The 22,931-nt window shown below is 38.4% G+C and carries 29 protein-coding genes; 8 read left to right on the forward strand and 21 right to left on the reverse strand.

Features of this window, described 5'->3' with window-relative positions; all coding sequences use genetic code 11:
* Positions 1-201: 201 nt before the first annotated feature.
* Complete coding sequence (gene xylA / locus RBB56_RS00390) at positions 202-1,521, forward strand: xylose isomerase (protein WP_306720409.1); 1,320 nt, start codon at positions 202-204, stop codon at positions 1,519-1,521.
* Positions 1,522-1,840: 319 nt separating this feature from the next.
* Here xylA and RBB56_RS00395 read toward each other — a convergent pair whose 3' ends face one another.
* Both RBB56_RS00395 and istA read right to left on the reverse strand, forming a co-directional pair.
* Complete coding sequence (locus RBB56_RS00395; RefSeq protein ID WP_306720410.1) at positions 1,841-2,608, reverse strand: ATP-binding protein; 768 nt, start codon at positions 2,606-2,608, stop codon at positions 1,841-1,843.
* A gap of 10 nt (positions 2,609-2,618) precedes the next feature.
* A complete protein-coding gene (gene istA, locus RBB56_RS00400; protein WP_306719960.1) occupies positions 2,619-4,166 on the reverse strand; it encodes an IS21 family transposase in 1,548 nt (515 codons plus the stop codon).
* Between the two features lie 657 nt (positions 4,167-4,823).
* On the opposite strand from istA, the gene RBB56_RS00405 reads away from it, so the two are divergent.
* Positions 4,824-5,162, forward strand: a complete 339-nt coding sequence (locus RBB56_RS00405) for a hypothetical protein (RefSeq protein ID WP_306720411.1) — start codon at positions 4,824-4,826, stop codon at positions 5,160-5,162.
* The gene (locus RBB56_RS00410) at positions 5,140-5,322 is read left to right on the forward strand and encodes a hypothetical protein (protein WP_306720412.1); all 183 of its coding nucleotides are present in this window, start codon (positions 5,140-5,142) and stop codon (positions 5,320-5,322) included. Before RBB56_RS00405 ends, RBB56_RS00410 begins: the two co-directional genes overlap by 23 nt.
* A 154-nt stretch (positions 5,323-5,476) precedes the next feature.
* Here RBB56_RS00410 and RBB56_RS00415 read toward each other — a convergent pair whose 3' ends face one another.
* The 3 genes from RBB56_RS00415 to RBB56_RS00425 form a co-directional block, all read right to left on the reverse strand.
* Positions 5,477-5,701: a hypothetical protein gene (locus RBB56_RS00415; RefSeq protein WP_306720413.1), complete on the reverse strand. Its 225-nt coding sequence runs from the start codon at positions 5,699-5,701 to the stop codon at positions 5,477-5,479.
* 44 nt (positions 5,702-5,745) lie between these two features.
* Positions 5,746-6,201, reverse strand: a complete 456-nt coding sequence (gene dtd, locus RBB56_RS00420; protein WP_306720414.1) for a D-aminoacyl-tRNA deacylase — start codon at positions 6,199-6,201, stop codon at positions 5,746-5,748.
* Positions 6,202-6,456: 255 nt separating this feature from the next.
* Positions 6,457-7,851 (reverse strand): AI-2E family transporter, encoded by a 1,395-nt coding sequence (locus tag RBB56_RS00425; RefSeq protein ID WP_306720415.1) that lies wholly within the window; start codon positions 7,849-7,851, stop codon positions 6,457-6,459.
* 161 nt (positions 7,852-8,012) lie between these two features.
* On the opposite strand from RBB56_RS00425, the gene RBB56_RS00430 reads away from it, so the two are divergent.
* The 3 genes from RBB56_RS00430 to RBB56_RS18580 are packed head-to-tail and all read left to right on the forward strand — an operon-like array spanning position 8,013 to position 9,427.
* Complete coding sequence (locus tag RBB56_RS00430) at positions 8,013-9,065, forward strand: tyrosine-type recombinase/integrase (RefSeq protein WP_306720416.1); 1,053 nt, start codon at positions 8,013-8,015, stop codon at positions 9,063-9,065.
* 30 nt (positions 9,066-9,095) lie between these two features.
* Complete coding sequence (locus RBB56_RS00435) at positions 9,096-9,248, forward strand: hypothetical protein (RefSeq protein WP_306720417.1); 153 nt, start codon at positions 9,096-9,098, stop codon at positions 9,246-9,248.
* Positions 9,249-9,274: 26 nt separating this feature from the next.
* On the forward strand, positions 9,275-9,427 hold the full coding sequence (locus RBB56_RS18580) for a hypothetical protein (protein ID WP_442905437.1): 153 nt from the start codon (positions 9,275-9,277) through the stop codon (positions 9,425-9,427).
* A gap of 50 nt (positions 9,428-9,477) precedes the next feature.
* Here RBB56_RS18580 and RBB56_RS00440 read toward each other — a convergent pair whose 3' ends face one another.
* Positions 9,478-9,840 (reverse strand): LysM peptidoglycan-binding domain-containing protein, encoded by a 363-nt coding sequence (locus tag RBB56_RS00440; RefSeq protein ID WP_306720418.1) that lies wholly within the window; start codon positions 9,838-9,840, stop codon positions 9,478-9,480.
* Between the two features lie 381 nt (positions 9,841-10,221).
* Between RBB56_RS00440 and lexA the strand changes: the two genes are divergently transcribed.
* Complete coding sequence (gene lexA, locus RBB56_RS00445; RefSeq protein WP_306720419.1) at positions 10,222-10,839, forward strand: transcriptional repressor LexA; 618 nt, start codon at positions 10,222-10,224, stop codon at positions 10,837-10,839.
* A 112-nt stretch (positions 10,840-10,951) separates the two neighbouring features.
* Here lexA and RBB56_RS00450 read toward each other — a convergent pair whose 3' ends face one another.
* From RBB56_RS00450 to RBB56_RS00475, 6 genes are all read right to left on the reverse strand, one after another.
* The gene (locus tag RBB56_RS00450) at positions 10,952-11,593 is read right to left on the reverse strand and encodes a cytidylate kinase-like family protein (RefSeq protein WP_306720420.1); all 642 of its coding nucleotides are present in this window, start codon (positions 11,591-11,593) and stop codon (positions 10,952-10,954) included.
* 18 nt (positions 11,594-11,611) lie between these two features.
* Positions 11,612-12,325, reverse strand: a complete 714-nt coding sequence (locus tag RBB56_RS00455; protein WP_306720421.1) for an ABC transporter ATP-binding protein — start codon at positions 12,323-12,325, stop codon at positions 11,612-11,614.
* Between the two features lie 16 nt (positions 12,326-12,341).
* On the reverse strand, positions 12,342-13,100 hold the full coding sequence (locus RBB56_RS00460; protein WP_306720422.1) for an ABC transporter ATP-binding protein: 759 nt from the start codon (positions 13,098-13,100) through the stop codon (positions 12,342-12,344).
* Positions 13,101-13,102: 2 nt separating this feature from the next.
* Positions 13,103-14,197: a branched-chain amino acid ABC transporter permease gene (locus RBB56_RS00465; RefSeq protein ID WP_306720423.1), complete on the reverse strand. Its 1,095-nt coding sequence runs from the start codon at positions 14,195-14,197 to the stop codon at positions 13,103-13,105.
* A gap of 9 nt (positions 14,198-14,206) precedes the next feature.
* Entirely contained in the window at positions 14,207-15,091 is an 885-nt protein-coding gene (locus tag RBB56_RS00470) for a branched-chain amino acid ABC transporter permease (RefSeq protein WP_306720424.1), read from the reverse strand.
* 239 nt (positions 15,092-15,330) lie between these two features.
* Entirely contained in the window at positions 15,331-16,563 is a 1,233-nt protein-coding gene (locus RBB56_RS00475) for an ABC transporter substrate-binding protein (protein WP_306720425.1), read from the reverse strand.
* A 224-nt stretch (positions 16,564-16,787) separates the two neighbouring features.
* Here RBB56_RS00475 and RBB56_RS00480 point away from each other — a divergent pair, with 224 nt between their 5' ends.
* Positions 16,788-17,000 (forward strand): DUF378 domain-containing protein, encoded by a 213-nt coding sequence (locus RBB56_RS00480; protein ID WP_306720426.1) that lies wholly within the window; start codon positions 16,788-16,790, stop codon positions 16,998-17,000.
* An 82-nt stretch (positions 17,001-17,082) separates the two neighbouring features.
* On the opposite strand, the gene RBB56_RS00485 is transcribed toward RBB56_RS00480, so the two are convergent.
* From RBB56_RS00485 to rplU, 9 genes are all read right to left on the reverse strand, one after another.
* Positions 17,083-18,489, reverse strand: a complete 1,407-nt coding sequence (locus RBB56_RS00485; protein ID WP_306720427.1) for an MATE family efflux transporter — start codon at positions 18,487-18,489, stop codon at positions 17,083-17,085.
* Positions 18,486-18,833: a ribosome silencing factor gene (gene rsfS / locus RBB56_RS00490; protein WP_306720428.1), complete on the reverse strand. Its 348-nt coding sequence runs from the start codon at positions 18,831-18,833 to the stop codon at positions 18,486-18,488. Before rsfS ends, RBB56_RS00485 begins: the two co-directional genes overlap by 4 nt.
* 13 nt (positions 18,834-18,846) lie before the next feature.
* A complete protein-coding gene (yqeK, locus tag RBB56_RS00495) occupies positions 18,847-19,443 on the reverse strand; it encodes a bis(5'-nucleosyl)-tetraphosphatase (symmetrical) YqeK (protein ID WP_306720429.1) in 597 nt (198 codons plus the stop codon).
* 31 nt (positions 19,444-19,474) lie between these two features.
* Positions 19,475-20,089, reverse strand: a complete 615-nt coding sequence (gene nadD, locus RBB56_RS00500; RefSeq protein ID WP_306720430.1) for a nicotinate-nucleotide adenylyltransferase — start codon at positions 20,087-20,089, stop codon at positions 19,475-19,477.
* A 36-nt stretch (positions 20,090-20,125) separates the two neighbouring features.
* On the reverse strand, positions 20,126-20,416 hold the full coding sequence (yhbY, locus tag RBB56_RS00505) for a ribosome assembly RNA-binding protein YhbY (protein ID WP_306720431.1): 291 nt from the start codon (positions 20,414-20,416) through the stop codon (positions 20,126-20,128).
* 163 nt (positions 20,417-20,579) lie between these two features.
* Positions 20,580-21,860 carry a GTPase ObgE gene (gene obgE / locus RBB56_RS00510; protein ID WP_306720432.1) on the reverse strand — a complete coding sequence of 427 codons (1,281 nt, stop codon included), beginning with the start codon at positions 21,858-21,860 and terminating at the stop codon, positions 20,580-20,582.
* 81 nt (positions 21,861-21,941) lie between these two features.
* Entirely contained in the window at positions 21,942-22,226 is a 285-nt protein-coding gene (gene rpmA / locus RBB56_RS00515) for a 50S ribosomal protein L27 (RefSeq protein WP_031390037.1), read from the reverse strand.
* A gap of 4 nt (positions 22,227-22,230) precedes the next feature.
* Entirely contained in the window at positions 22,231-22,560 is a 330-nt protein-coding gene (locus tag RBB56_RS00520) for a ribosomal-processing cysteine protease Prp (RefSeq protein ID WP_306720433.1), read from the reverse strand.
* Between the two features lie 3 nt (positions 22,561-22,563).
* Positions 22,564-22,869 (reverse strand): 50S ribosomal protein L21, encoded by a 306-nt coding sequence (rplU, locus tag RBB56_RS00525; protein ID WP_306720434.1) that lies wholly within the window; start codon positions 22,867-22,869, stop codon positions 22,564-22,566.
* Positions 22,870-22,931 lie beyond the last annotated feature (62 nt).

Here is a 22,931-nt window from a genome sequence, read left to right on the forward strand (position 1 = left end):
GTTTATTAATGGAAATGTATGGTATTCATATCGAGAAAGTATGGACTTCCTAATTTAAATTTTGTATAATGAAGAAAACACACTTTTTTAAAGATAAATTCATGTATGTTAAAAATGGAGATAATTGGACTATTGAAATAAGATAGAACTTAAATGATGGATGCAATAATTGTTATACTAATAAAAAAGGAGGAAAATAAAATGTCTGAATTGTTTAAAGGTATTGGTAGCATTAAATATGAAGGTGCCGGTAGTAAAAATCCATTGGCCTTTCATCATTACAACAAAGATCAAGTGGTTTTAGGTAAACCTATGAAAGAATGGATGCCCTTTGCTATGGCATGGTGGCACAATCTATGTGCAGGCGGATCCGATATGTTCGGCCGTAATACAACGGATAAGGGTTTTGGCGCAGAGCCGGGAACAATGGAACATGCGAGAGCAAAAGTGGATGCCGGCTTCGAGTTCATGCAGAAGCTGGGCATTGAATATTTCTGTTTCCACGATGTTGATCTCGTGCCGGAAGCAGATGATCTGAAAGAAACGAATAGACGTCTTGATGAGATTACCGATTATATTTCGGTGAAGATGAAAGAAACCGGTATTAAATGCCTTTGGGGAACCGCCAATATGTTCTCTAATCCCCGTTTTATGAACGGTGCCGGCAGTTCCAATTCTGCGGATGTATTCTGTTTTGCTGCAGCACAAGTGAAAAAAGCATTGGAATTGACTGTAAAATTAGGCGGGCGCGGTTATGTATTCTGGGGTGGACGTGAAGGCTATGAAACTCTTCTAAATACAGACGTGAAGTTCGAACAAGAAAACATTGCTAAACTGATGAAAATGGCAGTAGAGTATGGACGAAGTATAGGCTTCACCGGTGAGTTCTGGATTGAGCCTAAACCGAAGGAACCTATGAAGCACCAATACGACTTTGATGCTGCTACATCTATTGGTTTCTTACGCCAATATGGATTGGATAAAGATTTTAAGTTGAATATCGAAGCTAACCACGCTACATTGGCAGGACATAGCTTCCAGCATGATTTACGTATTGCCGCTATCAACGATATGTTGGGAAGCGTAGATGCTAATACCGGCGACTTGCTATTGGGATGGGATACTGATGAATTCCCCTTCAATGTATATGATACTACCATGTGTATGTACGAAGTAATTAAAGCGGGCGGACTGAAATACGGAGGCTTTAACTTTGATTCCAAGACACGTCGTCCCAGTTATACCCACCAGGATATGTTTGAAGCCTTTATCCTCGGTATGGATACCTTTGCTCTGGGCCTTTTGAAAGCAGCAGCTATGATTGAAGATGGACGCATTGATGCGTTCGTAAAAGAGCGTTACTCCAGTTATGAATCCGGAATCGGTGAAAAGATCCGTAAAGGTGAAACCAGCCTTGCGGAGCTGGCTGCCTATGCAGAGGAAATGGGAGCTCCCCAATTACCGGGTAGCGGTAGACAGGAATATTTGGAAAGAGTTGTAAATGAAGTACTATTTGGCTAATTAGGATACGATAAGGGCGCAGGAAATTTTCCTGCGCCCTTATTTGTTGTATAAGATAACTTGAAAAAAAGTATTTTATTTAGAACGTTCTCAAAATTCTTATAAATACCTGAATAGAAGGATAAAGTACCTTTTTTATAAAAGGTATTAAAAAGGCATTAAATTAGAGAAAAACATATAATAATGTAAAAAATATTAGATTAAGTTTATTATAAATATACATCATATATGGTTATAATTGCATATTCCAGCCAAACAGCATAACCGTCCCGAAGGGACGGCATGCTATTCCGCTTCAAACTGCACGTTGTAGATTTTGTTACTTTCTCATGTCTCTTCCATTGCACTCAAGGCGGTACGCCTTAGATGTCATCCTGCTTAAGCAGGCATCCGCATAGGTGTTATCTTTGAAGAGGTCCCACCACTTGATGACGGGAAGCTGAGATACAATCATTGTTGCCTTTTTACAATCTCTTGTTTCAATGATTTCAAAGAGGTCACGGCACTTATCCATGCTTAGTTCCATAAGACCGAAATCATCAATTACCAGCAAGTCATAAGCTGCCATCTGATTTGTATAATCGTAGGCATGACCAAGTTGACGTGCCTTTTCACTTTCTAGAAGAAGTGCATTGGCTCTGATATATTTTACTGTTCGTAGCTGTTGTAAAGCGGTAATGCATAGTGCATTCGCGATATAAGTTTTGCCTGCCCCAGCGCTACCAGTAATCAATAGATTTTTAGGTTCGTCAATCCATTCACATTTTTGTAGTAACTCAATGGTGTGAGTATCCAGCATACGATCTGATTCGTAAAGACCAGAATCAAAGTCTGCAGTCGGATATTTCAAGGACGCTTTCTTAAGTAGCTTGTTGAACTTTGTGTTCTGACGCTGATCCCATTCATAGTGAATAATCTCAGATATACGGGTATGAAAGTCCTCGAGTGCCGTGTTGGGGTTAAGGAACTGCTTCTCCAATGCCTCCGACATGTGGGACAGGCGGAGTTTAAATAGTTTGTCCAATAACAGATTTTCATCAGTGCTTAGCTTGTCATTGTATGTATAGTTTTTTTGTGTATAAGCCATAATTCTCACCTTACTTATAGAAGCCCTTTCCTCGGATGTTTTCGTGTTCAGGAAGATCTCCTGGACTAATCGGATTGCTTTGCATTCGACTTAATACCTGCTTAAATGTTTTGTAACGGCAGGAGTTCATTTGAATACACTGACGTGCTGTTTCTTCTACGATTCCATGCGGCATTTCTTTTACCGTATGAAGAAGCCCAGCACACGCATTATAGGCTTGTTCCTCGTGTTTAGAAGCTTTCAGTAGCCTATCAATGCATTCTTCCATGTTAGGTCCGAATACTGAAGCCCAGCGCCTATAGTAAGCACCATCCTTTTCATTGACTTCCTTGTAGTAAAGGTGTTCCGGTCTCATATGACTATCTTCTGTGATGTATTTGGGAAAGTCCTTGTAAGACCGTTTGTGTTTGCAGATCAATCTGTTGTATCCATCGCAGATACGGATTTCTGATGCTGTTGCCTTTATAATTGCAGGTTTTCCACAATGGGTATACACTACTGAATAGTAGTGATCGTCATACTCGATGTGGTAATTATCAGGAATTCTTGTGACTGTTTTGTAATCGCATACCGTGAAGCATCCGCCTGGCAGTGGTTTCATACACGGTTTGTCGTACTTTACAAATGCGTCGGCTCTTGAGTAATTCTTGTTTTGAAATTTCCTAGAGTTGAGGGTCGCTACTATTTTTTGTATGTCAGCGTTCAACTCTTCCAAAGAGATATAAATGTTCTCTTTGAGTTTTTCTACAAGATGGGTTTCAAGATAGCGCACGTGATTCTCCACGGTAGGTTTCCCTTTCGGTTTTCGAGGCGGTGGAGGGAGTACGATCGTATCGTAGAAATCTTCCAGATCAGAATAAGCAGACTGTAAAATCAGCTCATCCTTGGTATGCTTTGTAACAGCAGCTTTTAAATTGTCAGGAACAAGATACTTAGGTATCCCTTCATAGAATTGAAGTGCATGAACCGTTCCTGTCGAGAAGCTTTGCAACTTTTCATCTAAGAATGCTTCCGCATAGATATAGCTGCTAAGTCCCATCGTGGTTACGAATAAATGTACCTTCCGTATTTCGCCGGTTTCTGGATCCATTAATAGCTCTGGTTGGTCACCGACCCAATCGATGTACATTTTTTCTCCGGGAACGCGTTCCACTGCCATCTTGACATCACGCTTTCCAAAGTTTTGTTCTACGAAGCGGTTATAAAGTTCGTAGAACTGGGATTGTTCGTATCCATCAGGATGTTCCTGTTTGTATTCCATCCAACAGTAAGATACATTCACCTTACTTCCTTTGGAATGAATACGATTGAAATAGTGCTGGAATTCTGGTAGTTGGATGTCTTTGCGTTGTAGGTTCTCGGGTGGATAAAACAGCATCTCAACCTCAGGTGGTTCCATGGATTTTAGTTGCTCCAGGGCGAAACCCGAAGCATTGTAACGTTTTAGAATAAGCTGCACCGTTCCGGAGCCGATATGATATCGGTCTTGGATCACACTGATTGAGCACTTATTCTGGCGCATTTGAATCACGCCAATAATAGTGTTGTAGTCTTGCATTTGCATGCCTCCTTTCGTAGTTTGTTTTATGACTACGAAAGAACTATAACACGTTGAAAATATTTATGCAGTTAAAGCGGAAAGGCGTGCAGAACCGGTCGGAAGTGCCATGCAGTTGCTATCGGAATCGGCATGCAGATTGACCGGAATATGCAGTTATAATTTTATATATAAACAATATTATGTTTCAATACAGATAATAAAATAGACAAGTTTATGTAAAAGAATGTTTGTAGTTAAAAGTATCCGCTTAAAATAATAAAAGGATGTGATGTATGTTTTATTTACATATAGTTCTATGCAATATGAAACGAAATAAATGGAAAAGCATAAGCACAGTAAGTATCTGTATATTTATTTTCATTTTACTAAATTTATATTTAACTTATATTTATAACTGTAAGATGCAATTAAATGATCTACCCAATATCAGTCCTATATATTGCAGTATTTCAAACCTCAATGGTTCATCACAAGTAGGGCTTGAAATTAATCCCCTTTGGGACAGTTAGAGAAGTGTTTCATCAGCATAAAATTGATTTCTATGCTGATTCTGCCTCTTTTTATGTTACAGATCCTTTGCAGCTAAATGTTTTTAAAGATGAAATGAAATCCTTTGGGCTTTTAGAAAGAGCACCCTCAGCAAAACTTACATAAATGATAAAAGCAGTATTTTTTGATTTATTTTTTACTTTGATTTATCCGCAATATTTCACAGAAAAAAATGAATATGATGTAGTTGGAATTTCGGCAGAAGAGTGGGAGCATTATGCGGAAAATGATGAATTATACAAGGAACGTGCATTGGGTGAAATTAAAGATGAAAGGGAAATTATTGATAAAATCATCCGTTTCATGCCTTATAAAGTAAGTGAAAAACAAATGATAGAAATACTGAATTTACGACAAGCTAGAATGCAAAAAGCTTTATTCGAAGTAGATGAAAAAATATTACATACAATTAGAGAAATTCATGCAAAAGACATTAAAAGATGAATTAGCAGGGGCCAGAAGGGCGGGAATGAAAACGGTATTTACAGAATATCTGGATAAAAAAGAGGATAAGATAAGTAAAATACTGTTACAGGAGGCTGATTATTATATCAAACAATTTGATGAACTTACTAAGAAAGTACTTGTTTTGCAAAAATATTAATACATTTAAAGATATTGCCTAATTAATCTATCTGAGTAGAAATGTTGATTATAAAAGACCACCGACACTACTTGGTGAAAAAAGGAATCAATAGTGACAATAATACAACTATTCGCAAAAGACAACTTTAACGAATAGTTGAAGCAATAAAATCTTATTTTTCACGATAGTCCTCAGTGCTATTATATTTTGTCACATAATTCGTATGAGATAATGATTCGCGCCGTTTTTCCATTGCTTTACGGCGGTCCAAGTAAGTCTTGCGATAATTATCTACTGAACTAAGTTTATTCATTTCTTTATTTTTCTTATTTCTTTTAACAAATACAAGGATATACATCACAATAAGAAAAGCTATGATTAATATGGCAATGAACACTTTTTAATCCTCCTTTACCTCATAGCACAGATATTATTCTTTTTCTATTCGCCGAATATCTCTTCGGAATCAAGTATAATTGTAAAAGGTCCATCATTGATTAAGGAAACTTTCATATCAGCCCCGAAGCTGCCTGATTGCACATTAGGAAGTTCTTCCTTGCATTTTTCGATGATATATTCATATAGCTGACTCGCTGCATCAGGAGCGCCGGCGCGAATGAATGAAGGCCGATTACCTTTCTTGCAATCTGCATATAATGTGAATTGTGAAATAATTAACATTTTGCCATGAACTGTTTTAATATCTAAATTGGTCTTTCCATTTTCATCTTCAAAGATTCGCAGACCAATTAATTTTTTAATCATTTTATCGGCGAGCGTTTTCGTATCAGATTGGCTGACTCCTACTAAAACGAGAAATCCCTGTTTGATTTCTCCTATTACATCACCTTCTACCTTAACATCAGCCTCTTTTACTCTCTGTATTACGAAACGCATGGCTATAACCCTTTCTTTTTATTATTCCAGTACTCTTCTATTTCCTTATCCCGCTGTATAATATAAAGTTATTTGCTTTTCTGGAAATTCTTTATGTCAATATTATTTATCGCTTAAGTCTATCCAATATCTCTTTATCTTAACGCCATCGACACAAACATTATGTTCAAAAACTCCGCCGTTTGCAAGAATTATTTTTTCGCTAGCAAAATTATCTTCATCACAAGTAGTTAACACCTTATTTAAATCATAATACTACCTCTGATCTTCTTCGCTTTTTTCCGGTACATCTGCATCGTTATTCTTTTGTGCAGTCATTTGATTTTTATCTGTAGTTTTAAACTGATTAAATGGTCTAAGAAGTTTGTTCCTGGGCTGGGATTCGCTACCCGCATGTTGCGCTTTCTTTTCGGATTCATAGGGAATAAAATCACCATTTTCAATGGAACCTACATCCATATATTCCTTCGTTTTCACTGGCATCTTTTTCTTGCGAAGCATTTGATTTACCGATGAACGCACCGCAGCATAGAAAATTGCGAAGACTGGAACACCGACAATCATTCCAAGAATTCCGAACATGCCCCCGAATAAGGTGATAGAGAAAATCACCCAAAATCCAGATAATCCGGTAGAATCTCCCAGTATCTTTGGACCGATAATATTTCCGTCAACTTGCTGTAGAACTAAAATAAAGATAATAAAATACAAACATTGTAAGGGATCAACCATTAGAATAAGTAAGGCACTTGGAATAGCTCCAAGATAAGGTCCAAAAAAAGGAATAACGTTTGTAATACCTACAATTACACTGATTAGAACCGAATAAGGCGTTCCCATTAAGCTCGTTCCGGCAAAGCATATAACACCTATAATGGCAGAATCTATGATTTTACCTATAATAAATCCACTGAAAGTTCGATGTGTAAATCGAACATTTGCAATTAGTGCATTTGCTTCCTTTGTCTCAAATAACGCATAAGCAATTTTCTTAGCTTGTCCGGCAAAAAGTTCTTTACTGCTCAAAATATAGATAGATATAACAAATCCGATAATCAGATTCCATAGTTGCATTAAGAAGCTTAAAAAACTTAAAGAAAGATTTTTAAGCAACTCATTCATCTGAGGTATCAAGTTATGATTTAAGTAATTAGTTAATTCACCTGAATATTGATTCAATAAATCCATCACAATTGCTTCAAATTTGGGGTTGTCAGCTAAAAGTCGAGTGCTCCAAAGAGAAAGATTGTTAATATATATTGGAAATTGAAATACAATGCTCTGGATGCTTCTGATCAACTGTGGGATAACCATGGCAAAGAATCCGTATAATACAGCGGTAACAAGGACTACCGTGATTAAAATGGAAAGCATTCGTATCCTTTTAGACGTTTTTTTCGTCAGTTCTATCCTATATTTATGGCATAATGGAATGAGCATCTTCTTTTCTACTGTATTTAAGATGGGGGTCAACAAATATGCCAAAAGAAAGCCATCTAGTATGGGCATCGCTATCCGTACGACGGTATGAAACCCGCCTGAAACATTTGCACCATGGAATAATAAATAATATAGACATATACTAGCAGCAAAAACTAAAAATGCTGTCATGCCCCAATAAAAATACTTTTTGTCAATATGAAATTTCATTTGCCTGCATGTTAACTCCTTTTTTCATTTTGTAATATTATGATATCATATTATACCATTAATAGCTAAATATGTGTTGTCAAATATAAAAAAACATTAAAGAAGGTGAATTTCTACAGAAAAATGATATAATAGGAGTGGTGATAAAAGGAGCCTGATAAATGGAAAACAACAGAAATTATCATGAAGAACAAAATAAACTAAATACGATGCGAATGAGAAATGTGCTTCTGGAGCTTCCGGCTTTTTGCAAACAGTTTTTTCGAGGAATAGAAAATACTACTTCTACGAAGACAAGACTGGCTTATGCTTATGATTTGCGAGTATTTTTCGAATATATGCAAAAAAATAACAGTTATTGCCGGACAATGGAAATAAAGGACTTCCCCTTATCTATTATGGAGCAGATAACTCGTGAGGATATTGAAGAATATTTAGAATATATTAGTTTATATCAAAAGGATAATCGTGAAATTACCAATGAAGAGCGAGGGAAATCCCGCAAATTAGCATCTCTTAGAAGTTTTTATAATTACTTTTATCAATCGGAACTGATAGAAAAAAATCCAGCCGTATTGATACCTATGCCAAAGCTTCATGAAAAAGAAATTATACGTCTCGATGCTGATGAAGTATCTGTACTGTTGGATCAAGTAGAGGATGGCACTAAGTTAACTAAGAGTCAATTAAAGTATCATGAGAAGACAAAACTTCGTGATACTGCCCTTCTGACATTGCTTTTGGGAACAGGTATCCGTGTTTCAGAATGTGTAGGACTTGATTTAGATGATGTTGATTTCAAAAATAATGGAATAAAGATACGCCGGAAAGGCGGATTTGAAACTATTGTTTATTTTGGAGAAGAGGTTGAGACAGCTTTAAAAAACTATTTAGAAAAACGTTATCATACTATCCCGCTCTCGGGTCATGAAAAAGCACTATTTTTATCTTTACAGAATCGTAGAATTACAGTTCGCGCAGTGGAAAATCTCGTTAAGAAATATGCTTCTACGGTAACGACTTTAAAGAAAATAACTCCTCATAAGCTTCGCAGTACATATGGAACTTCTCTTTATAGAGAAACTGGAGATATTTATCTTGTGGCCGATGTGCTTGGGCATAAGGACATCAATACAACAAGAAAACACTATGCTGCTCTGGAGGATGAAAGAAGGCGTAAGGCTGCAAAAGCGGTTAAATTAAGAGAACCTTAGAATATACGTGTGTTTTAAAGGAGGACTGCCATGCTAAAAATTCAGCCGACCGGCCTAAATGAGGTCCTGATTCTGGAATATGACGTAAACAAAGATAACAGAGCAGTTTTTCACAGAACATTCTCTCGTGAATTAATGCTCAATTCGGGTATTCTAACAGAATTTACAGGCATGCTGCATTAACTTTGGAAGATAACTCTAATATCGTTATGCGTATTGATAATGCTTTTGATACATCACTTTCAAGAGTTATACGCTATGATGATAAAGATATCAATCTGAATATTACACTTTCTGAGATTATTCTATCAAAACAGGATACATATGCTCCATTTCTTGTTGGCAGTGATTGTAACTTATAAATTGTAAAAATGGTTAAACTAATTGAACGAAACAGTAATATCTATTATCGTTAACTTATAAATTCTACAGAGAAATAAGGAATAATAAGATAATTTCCGGCAGCGATCTTATCATCTCGCAATCCGTTAATTTTTACTAATTCTGCAACGTATTCCTCTACTGTCCTGTAATTGTCACCCATATACTTGGAAGCGATAGTTGATAAAGTATCACCTCTTTCTATTATAATGCTTTTGTAATACTTGTACTCCACTGCTTCTGTCTTTGATTTTGCGTTGGAAACAATAGCATTAATACCGAAAGACAATGCTGCTACCAGAAGGAAGGTTGTTGCAAACAATAAAACATTTTTTCTTCTTTGGCGTTGTCTTCTAAGCTTGTTATTATGTATTCTTCTTTCGCTCTTACTCATTATTGCGCAACTCCTTTCGACTTCTTCCATGTTTCCCGAATGAGAATCTTCTTTATTTGGAAGTGGTTTCAGATTTTTAAAGTTATTCTAACAGTTTAACTTTGTAATTATCTAATAGCTCTATTTTAAATTTAAATATAGACTTATAAAGTTCCGGGCAAAACCTTATATTATTTACGAACAAGTGTTTCAAACATTCGTTCTATATTCGAATTATATCGAACATGCATTCTTATGTCAAGTGTTTTTTGATAAAAAATCGAACAAATATTTGGAATATATGTTTGCCTTTTTATTTCCTTTGTGCTATACTAAATAAAAGTTGATTGGCATTACTTGCTGAATTATACTATTTCAAATTATAAAATCGGGAGGCTTAACATGGGCTATGGCAAGATTACTAATAAACAGAAAGAAATTTTAGAATACATAAAAGATGCTATTTTAACGAGAGGTTATCCGCCTGCAGTGCGAGAAATCTGCGAGGCAGTTAATTTGAAGTCAACCTCTTCTGTCCATTCACATCTAGAGACATTGGAGAAGAACGGTTATATCAGAAGGGATCCTACAAAGCCCCGCGCAATTGAGATATGTGATGATAGTTTCCAAATGGTGCGTACAGAGATGGTTAGCTTACCGATTATTGGAAATGTTGCTGCAGGACAGCCTATTTTAGCAGAAGAAAATATTGAGAGTTATTTCCCTGTTCCGGCTGAATTTGTACCGTCCGGTGACTCTTTTGTTTTAAAAGTAAAAGGCGATTCTATGATAAATGCCGGCATTCATAGTGGAGATCAAATTTTTGTCAATTCTTGTACTTCTGCTTCTAATGGTGAGATGATTGTCGCTCTTATCGATGATTCTGCTACCGTTAAGACGTTCTACAAGGAAGATGGGCATATTCGCTTACAGCCTGAGAATGACTCTATGGATCCTATTATCGTAGATGACTGTCAAATTCTTGGTAAAGTATTTGGTGTGTTTCGGTTGATGAAATAAATAGGAGTACTTTCCTATTACAGAAAAAGAACGTTTTATGTCGGAATCATTATGATATCCTTCATAAAACGTTCTTTTTAGTTTTTAGACTTTCTGTTTTAGAGACCTTCCTTTAATTATGGAATCTTACATGAATATAAGATTTAATCTCTTCAATACAACGTTCGAACCCGAGTTTCGAGCTATCAAGACACAAATCATAATTTCTGGCATCGGTCCATTCGCGTCCTGTATAATATTTGTAATATTCTGCTCGCATTTTATCTATCTTTGCAATATATTTTTCCAGTTCTTTTGTAGGCATGCTTACTTTTTTAGCCGCTTGTTCCAGGCAATAATCTTTCGGTGCATGAATGAAGACGCTAAGCACATTGTCATAGTCCTTCAATATATAATCAGCACAGCGTCCTATAATAACACAGGACTCTTCTTCTGCAAGTTCTTTGATAACCTTAGCCTGATAATTGAACAAATTCATATCTGAAACAAAATTGTCGCTTTCAGGGGGGATGAGCTGCCCGGTATATACACTTTTGATTACCTTAAGCAAGTTGGTCATCTTTATCTTTTCATCTGCATTGACGAAAAGTCGTTCATTGATTCCGCTTTCTTCAGATGCCAGCTTTAACAGTTCCTTATCATAGTAATGAATATTCAAATCTTCTGAAAGCATTTCACCTATGGTTCGGCCGCCGCTTCCATACTGCCTCGCTATTGTAATTACTACTTTCTTATTGATATTAATAGAATCCATAAGTAATACACCTCCCGATTATGCTTCGCCAAGATAAGCTTTTTTAATGGAATCATCATTTAAAAGCTCGCTCGCTTTTCCTTCCAGCACTATGTTTCCTGTTTCGAGTACATAAGCGCGATCCGCGATAGAGAGCGCTTTTTTTGCATTCTGTTCTACCAGCAAAACGGTAGTTCCGCTTTCGCTCACTTCTCTTATAATATCGAAAATCTCATTTACGAAAATCGGAGAAAGGCCCATAGAGGGCTCATCCATAAGAATAATCTTAGGATGTGACATAAGAGCTCTTCCCATAGCGAGCATCTGCTGTTCTCCTCCGCTGAGTGTTCCCGATATCTGATTCTGACGTTCCTCCAATCGGGGGAATCTTTTGTAAATCATCTTCAGAGTATCTTCGATTTCCTTCTTATCTTTTCTTGTATACGCTCCCATTTTAAGGTTCTGCAACACAGTAAGTTCGGAGAAAACTCTTCGTCCTTCCGGAACGTGCGCCATTCCCATAGAAACAATCTTATATCCCGGAATCTTAGCGATATCCTGCCCTTCAAATTGGATACTTCCGCTTTTAGCAGCAAGAAGACCGGTTATCGTATGAAGAATAGTCGTTTTTCCGGCGCCATTTGCTCCGATAAGAGCAATGACCTCTCCTTCATTAACATCGAAGGAAATTCCTTTGATTGCCTGAATTACGCCATAATATACTTCTAAATCCCTGATTTCAAGCATTGCCATTTTATCTGTTTCCTCCTTACTCCCCAAGATATGCGGTAATTACTTGGGGATCGTTTAATACTGTACTCGTTTTTCCCTGCGTTAGAACACGACCGAAATTTAATACTGTTAATTCCTCGCAGATACCTGAAACGAGCTTCATATCATGCTCTATGAGAAGAATTGTCATCCGGAACTCATCGCGCACAAAACGAATCGTATCCATTAACTCTCCCGTCTCATTGGGATTCATGCCGGCTGCCGGTTCATCGAGAAGAAGCAGCTTGGGCTTAGTGGCCAAAGCTCTTGCGATTTCCAATTTGCGCTGCTTTCCATAAGGAAGATTAGCTGCAAGATAATTAGCCTCTTTATCCAGGTCGAATACCTTTAAAAGCTCCATCGCTTTCTCATTCATTTCCTTTTCCACCCTATAATAAGACGGAAGTCGGAAGATACCTTCGATAGTGGAATAATGATAATTATTATGAAGTCCTGCCTTTACATTATCCAATACAGTCAATGCCTTAAATAAGCGAATATTCTGAAAAGTTCTGGCAACTCCGGCTTTATTGATATCCACAGTCTTCAGCCCTGTGATATCCTGATCTCCCAGCTTAATAATGCCTTCATTAGGTTTATATACTCCTGTTAAAAGATTGAAGACTGTTGTTTTACCGGCACCATTAGGACCGATAAGACCATATAACTGTCCTTCTTTTATCTCGATATTAAAATCATCTACTGCCCGCAAACCGCCAAAAGAAATGGTTAAATTCTTTACTTCTAACAATGCCATAATTATTTAACCTCCTTTTTTGCTTTGATTTTAGGGAAATATTTTTCTCTTATTCGTTCTTTCCACAAGATTGCCTTTGGACTCCAATTAAATAACATCATTGCAATTAGTACGATAGCATAAATGAGCATTCGATAATCGCTCAGTCCGCGAAGAAGTTCAGGAAGCAAAGTAAGAACAATCGCAGATATTATAGAACCGCGGATATTTCCAATTCCACCGAGGACAACGAATACGAGAATCATGATGGACATATTATATCCGAAGTTCTTCGGAAGCGCAGTTAAAGTGGATAAATTATGCGCATATAAAACACCCGCTACGCCTGCGATGGATGCAGAGATAGAAAATGCCATCAGTTTGTATTTAGTAATATTGATTCCGATGGATTCTGCTGCGATACGGTTATCACGGATTGACATAATTGCTCTTCCGTCCCTGGAATGAATCAGGTTCAATATAATAAATAAGGAAAGAAATATCAAAATGGTACCGATGAGAAAGTTGGAATCATTAGGCGTTCCCGTAATACCTTGTGCGCCGTTCACAAGAATCTCTCCATCCTCTTCCATATTTAAGGAAAGAAAGTCTTTCATGGAAAAGTGAAAACCATTGCTATCCCTTCCGATATACATAACATTTACAAGGTTTTTAATAATCTCACCAAAAGCCAATGTTACGATAGCCAGATAGTCACCCTTCAGACGTAATACCGGGATACCGATAAGAATTCCAAAAAGTCCGGCTACGGCAGCCCCGATTATAATAGCGAGAACGAATCTTAATCCATCAGGCATAGTACCATTTAGACATTTGGAGAAAAAAGCACCGGAGAATGCACCAACGCACATAAAACCTGCATGACCAAGGCTCAATTCCCCTAAAATACCTACTGTTAAGTTCAAGGATATCGCCAACATAACATAGATGCAAAGAGGAACCAAAAGCCCTTGCATCAAACTAGACATATTGTCTGTAGCAAGAAGCACTTGAACGATAATAAATATACCGAGTACCAGCAAATAGGTGATAAGATTATTTTTACCTACCTTATTTAATTTTAAGTTTTTAGAAAGAAAATTTAGCTTGTTATTCATGCCGGCACCTTACACTTTCTCTTGTATTTTCTTACCCAGAATACCGGTCGGCTTAACGAGAAGGACAATAATAAGCACCGCAAATACGATAGCGTCTGCCATCTGGGAAGAAATATATGCTTTTCCTAAAATTTCGATGATACCAAGTAAAATACCACCAATCATGGCACCTGGAATAGAACCGATACCGCCGAATACTGCAGCCACAAAGGCTTTAATTCCCGGCATAGCGCCCGTATAAGGCGTCAGGGATGGATAAGCAGAACATAATAGCACGCCGGCAACAGCTGCCAGAGCAGAACCGATAGCAAAGGTAAGAGCAATGGTACCGTTTACATTGATTCCCATAAGCTGTGCAGCTCCCTTATCTTCCGATACGGCAAGCATCGCCTGTCCCGCTTTCGTCTTATTAATGAACAGGGTCAAGATAATCATAACCAAAATCCCTATAGCAATGGTTATAAGTGTCTCGCCGGAAATAATAAGCTGACCGCCTGCCAGCATAAGGGGAGAAAGTGAAACCACTGAAGTAAAGGATTTAGTATTAGCGCCAAAAATAATCAATGCCACATTTTGAAGTAAATAACTAACACCGATGGCCGTAATTAGAACGGCGAGGGGGGAAGCTGCATTGCGAAGCGGTTTATAGGCGATACGTTCAATAGTAATACCGAATATAATACATATAATAATCGCAATAAAGATACCGAGCATCGGAGGAAGTCCCATAGTGCTGACTATGGTAAATACGGCGAAAGCTCCCACCATAATAACATCTCCGTGGGCGAAATTAAGCATCTTGGCAATTCCATAAACCATCGTATATCCAAGTGCTATAATGGCATATACGCTGCCAAGGCTGATGCCATTAATCAAATAAGAAATAAAGCTCATAAGAAACACCTCTTCGTCTTTTTTAACTGTGAGACTAAATTATATCATTAAATATGTGTATAGGCAAGAAAATGGAATATTTATTCTCTTTCCTATGAATATTATCCTATAGGGCACTTTCCTATTACATAAAAAGAAAGAGGTACTAAGGCTATTGTTGCCTTAAGTACCCCTCTTCTATTAATTGTTTTCATGCTTTTTTAAAGACTCTATAAGATATCTTACAGGACCGGTCGCCATTACATTGCAGTATATACACCGTTTGTAATTTGAACAGCTTTAGGCTCCTTATTAGGCTCGCCGCTGGCTTCCCAAGACATACCGATACCGGTCAAACCGTCTATTGTAATCTCTGTCATGGAAACTTTCATTGCATCACAGATTGCAGATACATCCATATCCGGAGTTACACTTGCATTTTCTAACGCTGCTTTAATCGCATAAATTGCATCATAAGAATCTGCTGCGAACTGGTTCGGTGTTTCGCCAAATCTTTCTTTGTAAGCAGATACGAAATTCTGTGTCAATTCATCTTCAGCATCTGCAGCAAAAGGAGTAAGAAGCATAACGCCTTCTGCCAAAGCGGTATCGAAATTCTCTACGTCCAGAATACCGTCAAGTCCATCGCAACCGAAGAAAATAGGATCATAGTTCATTGCTGCCGCCTGAGAAAGAATCAAAGCCGCCTCTGTATAATAAATAGGTAAAAATACGAGATCAGCGCCGCTGTCCTTTGCTTTCTGAAGCTGCACAGAGAAGTCTGTCTTGCTATCCGCGGTAAATGCTTCTGCAGAAACTACTTCAAAAGGCTGGCTTGCTGATTCAGATACGAATTTCTGATAGATTCCTGAGGAATAAATATCAGAGCTGTCATAAATAACTGCAACCTTAGATGCAACTGCATTATCACCGATGTATTTAGCAGAAGCCATACCCTGGTCAGGGTCTGAGAAACATACACGGAATGCATTATCATACTTGATACAATCCACGGAAGATCCGGAAGGTGTCAACTGGAACATGTTGTCAGCTGCTGTCTTTTCTGCAACAGCTACAGAACATCCGCTTGTAACAGTTCCCATAAGAAGCTGCATATCCCAATCCTTCAAGGTATTGTATGCATTTACTGATTTCTCAGGATCATTCTCATCATCTTCAAATTTGAATTCTATCTGATAGCCGCCGATACCGCCTGCCGCATTGATTTCATCAACTGCGAGAAAAGCCGCATTCTGTACTGCCATGCCATATACTGCCGCTCCGCCGGTAATAGGGCCGATGCCACCAATCTTGAAGACTCCGTTGCCGCCTTCCGCTACTCCGGTGTTTTCAGCCGTTTCAGTACTTTCTGCTACTTCGGTAGCTTCCGTTGTATCCGCCGGTGCAGAGTCAGTAGATGCTGCTCCACCGCAACCTGCCAGTAAAGTCATAACCATGGCAGACGCCACTGTAATACTCATAAACTTTTTCATACTTTTGTCCTCCTCAAATATAGTATAATTTTGATTATATTACTCTGAATAAAAATTTTTGTCAATCTTATTTTATACATTTTCTATACATTTAGTATAAAACATGAGAAATATACGTGAAATGATTTGTATTATTATGCATAAAGGTATATTCGTGCATAATAATTAAAAAACGGGAGAAAATAAAATCGATATAGAAAAACAACAAAACGGAGGGTTTTAGAATGAACAATAAAGTATTGGACTGTATCGCCCTTACCATCGCAATTATCGGAGCGATTAACTGGGGACTTATCGGTTTTTTTAGTTTCGATCTGGTAGCGCTTATTTTCGGCAGTATGTCCTGGATCTCCAGAATTATATATGCATTGGTCGGAATCAGCGGCCTCTATCTCTTTACCTTCTACATGTATGCAGGAGGAACCAGCAGAGACTGACCGAAAATAAAAAGCAGAATAAAATATACGCTGGAAGACGATAAAAATGGCACTTTTTACAGTGCCATTTTACATACCGATTTTATGCTATCTCTTTCGATAATTCTTTCGTTTCTCCGATAATATTATTCAACCAAACACCCTTTTTCACGAGCACAAAGCCAACAATACATTTGATGATATCGACAAGCTGACACGCCAAATATACAAATACAATATAAAGTACGGTATATCTTGTCAGGAAGAACGCAAGAGGTATGTTGAAAATCCATACATAAACGCTGTCAAAAAAGAAGGTAACCCACGTTTTTCCTCCTGAACGTAACGTGAAATAAGTAGCATGTGTAAAGGCAAAAAGTGGCATACACAAAGCAGCAATCATAATAAATCTGGTAGCGAGCAAACGTATTTCTTCTGATGTATTGTAAAACATAGGGAACAAGGGGGCAACAATTGCCATTATGCTTCCAATTCCCACACAGCTCACTACCGAGAAAAAGATAAGTTTCCGGTCAGTATCTTTCGCCTCTTCCATCTTGCCGGCACCAAGAAGTTGGCCTACAATAATTCCAATCGCACTTCCCATAGCAATAAATACAATGTTAAATACATTGGATATCGTGGAAGAAATATTAAAGGCCGCAATAACGGATAATCCTCGTACCGAATAACATTGGGTAAGCACAGCTTGTCCGCTGGCCCACAATACCTCGTTGACCATAAGAGGCATCCCGAGAATGGCTACCTTACCAAGAAGTTCCTTCGGAATAAGGAAGTTTCGATACACTCCCTCAATAAATATGTTCTTTTCTTTGTGATAATGTGTCCAGCCTGCAATAATGAAAAGTTCTGCAAAACGTGCGATAGTTGTTGCGAGAGCAGCGCCTTCCACCCCGAGAGCCGGGGCGCCGAACTTTCCATAAATTAAAATATAATTTAATATAAGGTTCACGAATACCGCAACAATACCTGATTTCATAGGAAGCATGGTCTCTCCTGTCTCGCGTAAAGTAGACGCATAGACCTGCACCATGGCAAACGGAATGATTTCAATCATCATAATACGCAAATACTGTTTGGCATACATGAGGGTAGCATTGATATCCCCGGCATCATTACTCTCATGAAGATAAAGATGTATCAATTGGTCTCCGTAAAAGCCAAATAAAAGAAGTCCAATGACTGTGATCCCTGCGGTAATCAGTACCTTAATACGAAAAGTATCGCGCACACCTTTGGCATCATCACAACCGTAAAATTGCGCCGTAAAAATACCTGCACCGGAGACGCCTCCGAAAACACAAATATTGAATACAAAAACAAGCTGATTAACAATGGCAACCCCGGTCATTTGTTCCGTTCCGACCCGTCCTACCATAATATTATCGAGAAGATTAACGAAATTCGTAATGCCGTTTTGTACCATAATCGGTATGGCAACCGCCAGCACCATGAGATAGAATTTCTTATCTCCTATTAACTTTTTCATAGTTCCACCTGTCTCCCGTCTCTCCAGATACGTTCCAGATCATAAAACAAACGGTTTTCTTTATCGAATACGTGAATAATAATATCGCCAAAATCAAGAAGTACCCAATTGGCAGAATCATATCCTTCTATTTGTTTCAAGGAGTGTCCTGCCCTTCCGAGCTGTTCTTCTACATGATCGGCAAGTGCCTGTATCTGACTTCTGTTAGAGCCATTAGCGATGATAAAATAATCAGCAAGCACCGATACTTCGCTAATATCTATAATACGGATATCCTCCGCTTTCTTATCTTCTAATGCAGCAACAGCAATTTTTGCCATCTTTTTTGATTCTTCTATATTCATCGATTTTTCCTTTCTAGTTTGTGCTATTTTTTCCATAATCTTTATAAAAATCATAAGTCTTTTGTGTCATTGGATCAATATCTCCTGCTGTCGTATTGAGATAAACGAGAGTATCTTCCAAAATACAAAGTAAGGCCTCATCCAAATCCACAAAGGCAAGACGTCTGATTTCGGAAAGATTAGGTGCCTGCTTTCTACCCGGTTCGATATAATCGGACACGTATACAATCTTTTCCAGCAGAGACATATTCGGCCGCCCTGTTGTATGATTTAAAATAGCATTGATCGTATCTGTATCGTGAATATTATATCTTTGCATAGCAATGTAACTTCCTACTTTTGCATGGAGTAAAAAGGGATTACGCCTTTCAATCTCATTAACGCTTATATTATGCTTCTCACAAATAGACAGGCGTTTATCGTTACTTAGACATTTTGCACAATCGTGAAGCATACCTGCTGTTTCTGCCTTTATAATGTCCGCATCATAACGCATGGCAAGAGCCGCCGCCGTATAAGCAACCCCGAGAGTATGCTCGAAACGTTTGGCATCCAATGTCTTTTCCATAGCCTTTCGTATTTTCTTAATATTGGAAGCTTTTGCTCTCATCGGTGCAACCTCCGCTGTCATAAGTGGATTTTTATTGATAGAGGTGGTGCTCTTCTATATAAGCCATCACCTGCTCGGGGACCATGTAACGAATAGAATGCCCCAGTTTTCGTTTTTTTCTAATATCAGTGGAGGAGATAGAAAATTCTTTCAACGGTAAGAGTTCGATGCGTGCCGCATATTTTTTCTCCAAATATGCTATTTGTTCCTCCATAGCGGACTGGCCCTTCTCATCACGAACTGCAGCGAGTATCGTACAGCTTGCAAAAATAATCTCCGGATTCTTCCATGATTCTAAGTGAAATAAGCTGTCCGCCCCCATAATGAAATAGAAGGCTGTTTCCGGCTCATTCTCTCTTAGTGATAAAAGGGTTTCAAAAGTATAAGTATTCCCTTGCCTTTCCACCTCGATAGCAGACAATTTAAAATAAGGATTATTCTCGATTGCAAGCGATGTCATAGCAAAACGCATGTATTTATCCGCCATTTCAACCTTATCTTTCATATAGGAATGACCGCTTGGAATAAAGAGAATTTCATCCAAAAAACAAGCATCCCGTGCAGTTTCTGCTAAAAGAAGATGCCCTATATGGATCGGATTAAAAGTACCTCCCATAATCCCTTTCCTTTTTATGCCATCTTTCACGAAATCATCATCCTTCCTCCGACTGTATGCCGTATCTTATGACGGCAGAACAATTTTTTTGTGATCTTTGCTTTCCTTATATAATGTGATCTTCTTACCAATCACCTGCACTACTTGTGAATGCGTTCTCTCAGCCAGCATTTCCGCAATAGCTCTGGGGTCATCGAGGCAGTTTTTTAATACTGCTATCTTAATCAATTCCCTCGTGTTAAAAGCTTCTCCAACCGCCTCTGTGACTTCCGGCGTCAAACTCGATTTCCCAATCTGAAAGATAGGATCGATATTGTTCGCAAGACTCTTCAAATAACTTCTTTGTTTACTTGTCATATTATAACCATGCCTTTCTCATTCTACTGTAACAGTTCAGTAACCTCACTGTTACGTGTGAAGATCCATTTAAATCACCTTCGGCGATGGGATTTCACTTATCTTTCCACGTATTCTTACGGTCAGCGCAGTAAATGCGCAGACCTACTGAATAGTTGCTATTCTACTTATAATAGTCAAAGGCAAGTCCATACATGCGAACAGTATCGCCTTCCTGAATGCCCAGTTGTTCTAGTTCTGCTAAAATTCCATTTTCCTTCAGGAAGTTCTGGAAGAAGGTAAAGCCCTTTTCCGATTCCAGATTCGTATAGCCGAGCATTTTCTCAATACGAGGACCTTCCACTACATATTCATTATCCTTTTCGTTATATGAAACCGTATAAGGCTCATTATCCGCCAGATGGAATTCAGGAAAATATTCCTGTTCAAAAATAATCGGTTTATCATCCAACTGTTCTAAAAGGTTGTTCACATGGTACAAGAGCTCGCGTACTCCTTGCCCGCTAATAGCAGAAATTGGGAATACCTTAATACCCTTTGGTTCAAATTCGTCCTTAATCTTAGTGAGAACCTCATTCTCGTAAAGCATATCTATTTTATTCGCTGCAATAACCTGAGGACGCATAGCAATCTCAGGATTATAAGCGTTCAGCTCTTTATTGATAGCGTAGATATCCTCAATGGGATCTCTTTCTTCTGTTGAGGCTGCATCCACAATATGAATAAGGACCTTGGTACGCTCGATATGACGAAGAAACTCATAACCGAGTCCTACTCCTTCGGAGGCACCTTCAATCAGCCCCGGAATATCCGCGATAACGAATCCTTTTGCATCATCCAAATCAACCACTCCCAGATTAGGATTTAAGGTTGTAAAATGATAATTAGCTATTTTAGGTCTGGCATTCGTCACTCGCGCAAGAAACGTGGATTTTCCCACATTGGGGAATCCTACAAGTCCCACATCGGCAATCACTTTTAATTCAAGTAAAAGTTCAAATTCTTTCGCCGGTTGTCCGGGCTGTGCATACTTAGGGACTTGCATGGTGCTCGTTGCATAGTGTTGATTGCCCTTGCCGCCTTTTCCGCCATTTAATAAAGTCACCCGACGGTTGTCACCCGACATGTCCACAATTACTTTGCCGCTTTCGGCTTCTTTTACAACTGTTCCGTAAGGAATCTTGATGATGAGATCCTGTCCGTTTTTACCACGGCAGTTCTTTTTACCGCCTTCTTCACCATTTTGGGCGCTATATTTTCTTATGTGGCGAAAGTCTGTAAGTGTATTCAGACCATCATCGACTTGGAGAATAACGCTCCCGCCATCGCCGCCATCGCCTCCGTCCGGACCGCCGTTAGGAACATATTTCTCTCTTCGGAAGGAGACATGTCCATCGCCGCCCTTTCCGCTCTTTATATATATTTTTGCTCTATCTGCAAACATTGATTATCCACCTATTATCTTAACTATACAATATACAAAACAGGCTTCAAACAAGTTATGTTTGAAGCCCGATCGTTCGTACTATTTCTCTACAGGATATACGGAAGCTTGTTTCTTATCTCTTCCTTTTCTTTCAAATCGAAGTACACCGTCCACTAATGCGAATAATGTATCATCGCCGCCTCTACCTACGTTTACGCCGGGATGAATCTTAGTTCCGCGCTGTCTGTACAGAATATTTCCTGCTTTTACGAATTGTCCGTCAGCTCTTTTCGCACCAAGTCTTTTGGATTCGGAATCTCTACCGTTTTTGGTAGAACCAACTCCCTTTTTGTGAGCGAAAAATTGAAGGTTCATATTTAACATGGTCTTACACCTCCTCGAATTTAAGTGCCAAATACTTACTGCCGTACTCTTTTGCAATACTCGACAGTCCAAGTATCATGGAATCAATAAGAAGTATTCCCTCTTTGGACAAGACACTTTTCAAACGGCAGTCGATAAAACCCGACTCTTCGTTCGTTACAATATCCATATCTTCATTTGCCAGCTCTTCCATCGAATTTATGGTATTGATGACAAGAATGGATACAGCAGCACATACAATGTCCTTGCCGCTCTTTGCAAAGCCCGCATGTCCCATACAGGTGAATCCTTTATATATTCCATTTTCATTTTTCTTAATAATCACTGTTGTCATAAACTACGCGTTAATTTTATCAATCTTAACTTGTGTGTATGCTTGTCTGTGACCATTTTTCTTATGGTAACCGGTTTTTCTCTTATACTTGTAAACGATAACTTTCTTCCCTTTTCCTTGCTCCATAACTGTTGCAGTTACAGAGGAAGAAGCTACGTCTCCGGCAACCTTAAGCCCGTTATCGCTAATAGCAACAACATTGTCAAATGTTACAGTGCTTCCAGCTTCTGCATCGAGTTTTTCCACTCTGATTACATCACCTTCGGAAACTTTATACTGTTTTCCACCTGTGGCAATAATTGCGTACATAGTGCACCTCCTGATTATTTACTCGCTAGGGTCGGCGGCATCCGAATATGGACACACTTTGG

The sequence above is a fragment of the Kineothrix sp. MB12-C1 genome (assembly GCF_030863805.1).
In the GTDB taxonomy this organism is placed as follows: Bacteria; Bacillota; Clostridia; order Lachnospirales; family Lachnospiraceae; genus Kineothrix.